At 72.5% G+C, this 3,894-nt stretch carries 1 protein-coding gene; it reads right to left on the bottom strand.

Annotated features, from left to right (window positions below; genetic code table 11):
* Positions 1-3,894: DEAD/DEAH box helicase (locus VGV06_08300; protein HEV2055159.1), on the bottom strand; the 3,894-nt coding region annotated here is incomplete at both ends.

Genomic DNA, 3,894 nt, shown 5'->3' with positions numbered 1-3,894 from the left:
CAAACCCTGGGCGCCAGTGAGACGGGATCGCGAATGTCGTAAAGCAAGACCTGACCCCGATTCGGGGACGCCGTCCCGGTAGGAGACCCACTGGCCGAGCATCGCGGGCACGCGGGCGCCGGGGGTGATTATGCCGGAGAGGTTGAGCGGGTCGCAAGCGGAGAGGCGGATGACGTGGCCGCCCGGGGAGTCGCGTCGGACGGCGCGGAGGGCGTCGAGCGCTTCGGGCAGGGCGAACTGCTCGCCGACGAAGCCGCCCACGATGCGCCCGCCTCTGAGCTCGCCGCGCATCTCGAGGCGACGGTAGACGCGCAGAAGATCGCGCCACGCGGGCGCCCCGGGCTCGCGCTGGAGGAGATCGCGGAAGACGATGCCGTAGCGCCGCGCGTACTGGCGGGCACGGGCTTCCAGCAGGTCATCTGGAGAAGGTGGCGGGGGCGCTTCGAGGAGCGCCCAGCGCCCCGTGCCGATGGGCGCACGCAGGGGGCGTGCCCGACCGGAGCGCAGCCGCTTACGCTTTTCCGAGTGGAGCAGGCTGCGGAGGCCGGCGAAGCCGTCGCCGGTGACGAGGCCGGCCGAGACCAGCTCGCAGAGCGCTTCTTCCACCTCGATGCGCAGGCGTCGCACGCGCCCCGCGATCTCGTCCGTGAACGAGGCGCCGCTCGCGCGCAGGTGGGCGAGCACGTCGCGCGCGGGAGCGGACAGCGCCTCTTCGTCCGCGCCGTCGCGGGGCTCGAGGAGCCAGGCGAGATTCTGGCGGCGCAGGAGCGTGATCGGCACCGTGCCGGAAAGCCGGCGCCCTGCGTGGCGCGTGGTCGGGTGTCGCTCGAGGCGGCCCCAGGCGATCTCGCCCGAGAGGCACAGCTCGTCGAGCCAGGCGGGCTCGTAGCGCGCCACTCGTGCCGGCAGCACCTCGCGCTCCCACCCGGCGGCAGCTAGCTCGAAGCCCTCCAACTGCTCGATGACGCGCTGGAGCCCGTCGCGGCCGTGCAGTTGGAGCCCCGGCTTCACGTGCTGCCACGCGAAGAGGAAGCGCATGAGGTCGGCAGCGCTTACGGGCTCGATCTCGCGGCGCAGGCGGTCGAGCGTGCGCCGGTGGATGCGGGCCAAAAGACGTCTGTCGCACCATTCGGTGGCGTCGGGCGTCAGGGTAGGCGTGAACCGCCCGCGCAGGACACCGCCGTCGGCCTCGACGCGGCCGAGGGCTGAGTTCACGCTGGACACGCTCAGGCCGAAGGGCTCGGCGAGGGCGGCGGCGGTCGTCGGGCCCACGAGGGCGAGCCGGGCTCGGATCAGCTCGACCAGCGCGCCCTCACGATCGGACCATGGAGCCGCGCGCCGCGCCGGCGGCTCGACCACGTCGGGCGCCAGGCGGCCGTCGGGCCAGATCGCCAGCGCCAGCGAGCGGCGCTCCGCCGCGACCCAGAAGATGCGCGGGCCTACGTTCAGCCGCGCGGCGCGGCCTGACGCGATCAGCGGGTCGAGCCACGCCGTCCAGCCCGCCGCCTCGACCGAAGGCAGGGCGCCCAGGTCCAGCAGGAGATCGTGCAGCTCGTCGGCGTTGCGCAGATCGGGGCGCGCCTCTTCGATGACGGCGGCAATGGCCTCAGGATCGAGGCGGCCCACGTCGTCTGCCAGCTCCGCCGGCAACCCGCGCCTGAGCGTCACGGCCCGCGCGCGGCGCTCCTCGAGCGGGGCGTCGTCGAGATAGGCGTAGGGGTTGGCGTTCAGGATCTCGTGCGAGAAGACGGACGGCTCGGGCGTCTCGCGCGCCACTCGGTGGATCTTTCCGCTGAAGAGGGCCTCGAGCTTGTGCTTGAGCCCCTGGGCGTCCATCGCCTCGGTGAGACAGTCGCGCAGGGTCTCGTTCACCAGCGGGTGGTCGGGGATCTCGATCGGCCCGACGGCGTTGTCCTGGCAGCCCAGCTGGGCGGGGAAGACGGAGGCCAGTAGGTCCTCGGCGCGCATTCGCTGGAGATACGGGGGCACGCGGCGGCCGCCCTGCCAGCGCAGGAGTGCCAAGGAGCGGCTCGCGTTCCAGCGCCAGCGCGTGGCGAACATGGGCGCCTGGAGCGCGGCGTCGGTCAGCAACCGCTCGACGCCCGAGGGATGGACCATCTCGAAGATCGACTCGAGCGGGAAGCTGTGCTGGGGGCCGAGAGAAAGCAGGACGCCGTCGTCGGTGGCCGCCGCTTGCAGCTCGAAGTCGAAGCTCTGGCAGATACGCTTGCGGAGCGCCATGCCCCAGGCGCGGTTGATCCTGCCGCCGAAGGGCGCGTGGATGACCAGCTGCTGCCCGCCGGCTTCGTCGAAGAAGCGTTCGGCGACGATGGTGTCGAGCGTGGGCACGGCGCCGAGGGATGCGCGGCCCGCGGCGATGTAGTCGCGCGCCAGCTCCGCCCCGCGCCGATCGAGGGCGCCTTCGTCCATCAGCCAACGCGCGGCTGCATCGGGATCGGCCAGGCGCCCGGCGACTTCCTCGCGGACGGCGGCGACCTCGGCTGAGAGCTCCGGGGTGCGCGCGGGGCCTTCACCAAGCCAGAAGGGGATGGTGGGCGCCGCGCCGCCGGCGTCTTCCACGCGCACCTTCCCGCTCTCGACGCGCCGGATGCGCCAGGAGTTGTTCCCGAGCAGCATGACGTCGCCCGCCATGGACTCGACCGCGAAGTCCTCGTCCACCGTGCCGATCAGCGTTTCGTCGGGCTCGAGGACGACGTCGTAGTTGGCGTTGTCCGGGATGGCGCCGCCCGAGGTGAGTGCGGCCAGGCGCGCCCCGCGGCGCCCCTTGAGCCGGCGGCCGACCGCGTCGCGGTGAATGCGCGTTCCCGCTCTGCCCCGCCTGGTCGAGATGCCTTCGGAGAGCATGTCCACCACGGCGTCGAACTCCGCGCGGTCGAGTAGAGCGTAGGGCGCGGCGCGCCGGCAGAGGGCGTAGAGGCGATCCTCGTCCCATTCCTCCGCGGAGCACGCGGCCACGATCTGCTGGGAGAGGACGTCAAGAGGCGCGCGGCGAAGCGTGATGCGGTCCAGCTCTCCTCGCCGCGCCGCCCGCACGAGCGCCGCGCACTCGACCAGCTGGTCGCGCGTGAGCGGGAAGAGGCGGCCCTTGGGAGTGGCGCCGAGGGCGTGGCCCGAGCGGCCGATGCGCTGGACTCCCGTGGCGATGGAGCGCGGCGAGCCGAGGAGGCAGGTGAGGTCCACCGCGCCCACGTCTATCCCAAGCTCGAGCGAAGCCGTCGCGACGACCACGGAGAGTTCGCCCGATTTGAGGCGCTGTTCGGCGGCGAAGCGCCGCTGGCGGCTCAGGCTGCTGTGATGCGCGGCGACGGCGTCCTGTCCAAGTCGCTCCGCGAGGTGCAGCGTCACGCGCTCGACGAGGCGCCGTGTGTTGACGAAGACTAACGTTGACCGGTGAGCGCGGGCCAATTCGGCCACGCGGTCGTAGATCTCGCCCCACTGCTCATGCGTGCAGACCGCGCCCAGCTCGTCGCGCAGCACTTCGACCGCAAGATCGAGATCGCGGCGCTGGCCCGCGTCGACGAGGGCGGGCAGGGGGCGGTCGGAGCCGACGAGGAGCCGCGCGGCCGTCTCGATGGGCCTGATCGTGGCCGAGAGCCCGATGCGCTGGGGGCGCGGGCCGCCGCCTGCGATGACCAGATGCTCGAGGCGCTCGAGGGACAGCGCCAGGTGCGCGCCGCGCTTGTCTCCAGCCACCGCGTGGATCTCGTCGACGATGACGGTGCGCGCTCCCGCGAGGCCGCGGCGACCGGATTCCGACGTCAACAGAATGTAGAGGGACTCGGGTGTCGTCACGAGCACGTGGGGCGGGCGCTTGGCACCCTGCCGTCGCTCCGCCGCCGAGGTGTCCCCGGTGCGGACGGCGGTGCGGATGGC

The organism is Candidatus Methylomirabilota bacterium (assembly GCA_035936835.1).
Taxonomy (GTDB): domain Bacteria; phylum Methylomirabilota; class Methylomirabilia; order Rokubacteriales; family CSP1-6; genus AR37.
This window is presented reverse-complemented; position numbering and strand designations above follow the sequence as displayed.